Genomic DNA, 4708 nt, shown 5'->3' with positions numbered 1-4708 from the left:
CATCCAGGCAACCCTCGTCGCAACATCGAGGGTGAGTCGCCTCATTTTATGGAGGGGACATACAGTCTAGCGGTCATGTTGCGATTTTGGGAGGAAGCATCTCAACGTTCGCATCACGCTGCAAATCGTGTCATCGCGTGAAGTTCGCAGCTTGATCGCACCGGAAGAGAAGACGTGGAGGCTGGCCGTTGGCAGCCTCTTCTGCCGAATTTTGCCTGCTCGCCCCTCGCTGGCCAACAAGTTTCCTCAAGTCATCAAATCAATCGTGGCTGCCTGGGTTTGATCCTGATTGAGTTCAGCAGCGTTGCGGCGGCGATCATCAGCAGGATGCCGGCGAGGCTGAGCGCGATCTGCATCGCAAGACCATTCGAGATGTCGACCAGCGCTATTTGGCTGGCGAGCGCCAGCAGAACACCGAGACAATAGATTGCCAGCGAATTCTCCCCACAGCGGATCGCTGCGCGCATCAGCGGCATCGGCAGTCCTTGCCAATCGCGGGGTACGAGCCATACCGCCAAAATCGCAAGCGCTAAAAAATGCAGCAACCGCAAGGGAGCGAGATCCGATTTGTCGACTTGGTAAACCACATTGGCGAGCGCTTGTGGGACCAGATCTTCCAGGGTCGTGAGCCACCAACTCAACGCGACGATCAGGCTAAAAGTCAGATAGAGAACTGCAAGTACAAGCGCGATGCGACAGGTCATCCAGGGCCAGACTCCCTTGCCTGCAATGACACACCAGGCGCCGAGCACAACCAGCAGCTGCCAAGCCAGCGGGTTGAAGAACCACACGTTGTTGGGCCAGGCCGGGACGGTCCAGCCGAAGACGTGTACCAGCGCATAAAGCAAGAGCGACGCGCCGAGTGTCACGTTCGGCACTCGCAACAGCAACCACAATAGTGGCGCAAACAAAAGATGATAAACCACGAAAATCGGCAAGACGTCGGTATTGACCGGACGGTATTGCAGGATCGCCGCATGCGCGAGCGCCGCACCCGGATGTTCCAGCAAAAGGCGCGTGTTGCTCTCGTCGGCGATCCGGCCACCACCGGTTAGGTAGACCATGATGGCGCAAGCTATAGTGAGCAATAGAAATGCAGCATAAATGTCCCAGCTTCGCCACAGCGTACGGGTGATGACGCCGGGCCAGCCATCGCGCGAATGTGCGCTGCCGTAAGCCAGTGCGCAGGTCACACCCGAGACGAACATGAATACTTCCGCGCTATCACTGAAGCCGTAGTTCCGCAGCGTCAGCCAGCTTCCGATGTTGTTGGGGAAATGATTCAAAAAGATGCACCAGAGCGCGAGGCCGCGGCAAGCATCGATGCGTAGGTCGCGGCCTAGCCCTTTCGGCTCCGGCAGCGGGCCCGCCAATGGCATCGCAGGCGCCGCGAGCAACTCGGGTTCGGGCTGCGGATGCAGTCCGCGCAATGCGTTTCGCTCGATCTCCGCCAGCGTCCGGAGAATGTCAAGGTTCAGCGCAGTCCGATGCTTGTCGAGGTCGGCCGGCGCGTCACTAACGGGATACGATCGCATCGGCTCCCGGGCATCGGACAGATCGATCGAACTGATCGCCACCATCTCGACGAAAGAGCTGCGCGGCGGCGGCGCAGGCACCATCATCATGGTGGCGACGGACCGAAAGGACGGAAATGATAATCCTTCCATTCCTTCCATTAATTCTTCGTCGGTAATCACTTCATAGGAGCCAGCCGGTAGTATCCGCTCGAAGCTTGTGATCCGAAATGGGTGCTCGAACTCCACCGTTTCACGTCGTGATCGGGTAATCGTCATGATCATCCTCGCATGTTGGCGAGGACGCGCCGGGACAGCGGATAACAGCTGGCATAAAGAGGCGATCTCGCGGGTGCTGAACGCTCAATGACGGGGCTATTCAGCACCTCGGGCGAAAGCGATTCCACTGCAAACCGAAACCGGAAACTCCGCCTCAGAGCCATGCGCGTCCGGATTAATCGTTATCGAATATTCGCTGCCGTCCCGGCAGCCAATGCGCCAAGCATCGACCCCAGATTCGGTGCCGCCTTGATACATGGTCCGAACAACAGCTCCACAGGCCTGGTTTCTATTCTTCAAAACGGACGTCCAGAAAGCGAGATGCTTAGCCTGATCCAGTGCAAGTATCCTAGGCGTGGGCCGTTCTGAAAGGCTCGGGAGCTACGACCTCGGGTGGCATGGCTGTTGTTGCAGTGGCAGCCGCCCTTCTAAAATGCAGATCGGCATCCAGAACAAACCATAGGACGGTGAAGCTCGCGACAGCCACCAGAGAGAGAATAGGCGATCGCTTCATCATGTCTCTCCCTCCCAGAGATCGAGACATTGCGGCCATCGCGGCGTCGCGAGGCCCGAGAAACCTAACGAAATATGGTACGTCGTGAACGGCGCTGATCGCTGCAACCGCCCAGGAACTGAGCCCTACCTTTCGATGAGCAGTGGCACAGCGGGGAGTGCAGCAGCGGCAGCGGGTTCAAGCAGCGGCACTGACCTGTCGCGAAAAGATGTCAAGGTGGGGCTGACTGATACCGTTTAGAGCCGCGTCAGCTCGGCTCGAACCTTGCGTGTCACTGCGTGCCGAGCGGCGAGCCTGGCAGCGCACTAGATGTCGGATTCGGCCACACGTTTACCTAGTCGACTGGAATAGCATGATCTGATCAACGGCAAACACAACTCACGATTTATGAACGCGCGGAGGTTTCACACAACCGCTGAGGCATAGAAGGACAACGGCGCGCGAGAAGGGCTCAGATCGCATGACGCGCAGCGCGAGATAAATGTCTCTTCCTGGCCGATTTTGTTGCAAAAGTTGGCTGCAATGGATTTGGCCGTTGGGCCTTTCGTTGAGCCGCGCTCTGAAGCGCTGGCCCTGACGCATTTTACGCAACTTCGACGCTACGCTACGCGATGCGCAGAGCCTGGGCCAATGACGGTCGTGCGACCAGCGATGCAAACCGCCTCAGATTCTGGGCGATGGCCGCTAGAACAAACTCATCCTGGGCGCCTTGCGGGCCGCGCAATCGGAGCCGACCAAGCTTCAGGATGCGCTTCAAGTGTGCGAACCTCATCTCGATCTTCTTGCGCTGACGCCGAGAAAGCTCGAAGCCCTCGGTGCCAGCGAACGACCGGGCAACGTCTCGGGCATGCTCATGGATATCGCGCGGGATCTTGCGTGATGGTTCCTTTGGGCAGCACTGCGGTTTGAGCGGGCATACATCGTAGTCGAGCTTGCTTGCACGATACAGAAGAGTCTTGCCCTCGTGCACGGTACCGCTCGTCCCAAGCCGCTTACCACCCGGGCAGTGGTAAACGTCCCCGGTCGGGTCATATCGAAAGTCGCTCCGCGAGAAGGTGCCATCATCCCGCTTCGATTTATCGAACACAGGGATATGCGGCGCGATGCCCTTCTCCTCGACCAGCCAGTTCAGCATCGGAGCCGCTCCGTAAGCGGTATCCCCGACAAGTCGCTCTGGCTTGAGACCGAAGCGCTGCTCGGTCCGTTCGATCATGGTCTTTGCTGCACCGACGTCAGCCTGGCGAATGGCGCGCGAGGCCTCGACATCAATGATGACGCCGAACTTCACATCGATGAGATAGTTGTCGGAGTACGCGAAGAATGCCGGCCCCTTGTGAGCGCCGATCCACTGCGCTGCTGGATCGGATGGCGAAATAAACTTCGGGACGACGTCGCTGGCGGCGCCCCACGCCGGATCGTCGAGGGTTGCCAAATACTCCTTCACCGCGCGGCTAGACCTGGCCGGATCGCGATCCCTCCGCCAGTCCTGACCTGTGATCGAGCGCTGCTTGTTCGCGTCGGCCGCAATCAGGCTCGCATCGACTGCAAATCCTTCGCCACCAACCAGATCGGCCGCAATGCATGTCTCGACAATCCGTTCGAACACCCGGCGGAGAACATCTCCATCGCGGAAGCGCTCGTTGCGGGCGCGCGAGAACGCCGAATGATCCGGGACAGCATCCTCGATACCGAGCTTGCAGAACCAGCGATAGGCGAGGTTCACCTGCACTTCACGGCAGATCAGCCGTTCCGAGCGAATCGCAAAGACATACCCCACGACCAGCATCCGGATCATCAGTTCCGGATCGATCGACGGGCGCCCCATCGACGAATAGTGAGACGCTAGTTCACCGCGAAGCCAGGACAGATCGAGAGCAGCATCGATCTTCCGCACCAGATGATCTTCAGGAACCGCGTTGCCAAGATGAAACTCGTAGAACAGTTGACCTTGGTCACTCTTCAGACGGCCCATCATGGATCGACCTCACCGAGATTCGCGTCAACACAACGGAATCACGGTTCGTGACTTGTCTCAACCGACTTCTGCAACAAAATCGGCCCATAGCCGACCTGTCGGGAGCAGTCGGTCGAGGACCGCTTGTGACCCCAATTCAGACATCGGCCTCCCTCTCTCTCTCTCTCTCTCTCTCTCTTCATGTTGCAGTAGTCTTGAATTGAGACGCCCCGACCAATTGTCGGCGCTCGTCGATTTCATATCGTTCGCCAACTAGCCCTTAGACGTTTGTCTCGCGTCAGTTGGCGCAGCGACATATCTAGAGTTCGGCGCAACCAGGAAGTCAAGTCAGAGGGCAAACCGACGCGATCGGTGCGCCGTCGCGTGCGCCATTCGCAACTACAATCGATTTTTTTGCGAAGAAACGAGCCTTAAGCCTTTAGGTCC

2 protein-coding genes are annotated in these 4708 nt (G+C 58.2%); both read right to left on the bottom strand.

From position 1 onward, the window contains the following. Positions 1 to 254 precede the first annotated feature (254 nt). Positions 255 to 1793, bottom strand: a complete 1539-nt coding sequence (locus IVB13_RS09355) for an OpgC domain-containing protein (RefSeq protein ID WP_247488548.1) — start codon at positions 1791 to 1793, stop codon at positions 255 to 257. Between the two features lie 1118 nt (positions 1794 to 2911). Further along, positions 2912 to 4282, bottom strand: a complete 1371-nt coding sequence (locus IVB13_RS09350) for a transposase (protein ID WP_247488546.1) — start codon at positions 4280 to 4282, stop codon at positions 2912 to 2914. Between the last annotated feature and the right edge of the window lie 426 nt (positions 4283 to 4708).

The sequence above is a fragment of the Bradyrhizobium sp. 17 genome, assembly GCF_023073515.1.
GTDB lineage: Bacteria > Pseudomonadota > Alphaproteobacteria > Rhizobiales > Xanthobacteraceae > Bradyrhizobium > Bradyrhizobium canariense_D.
The sequence above is the reverse complement of the archived record's forward strand: the minus strand, read 5'-3'. Positions and strand labels throughout refer to the sequence as shown.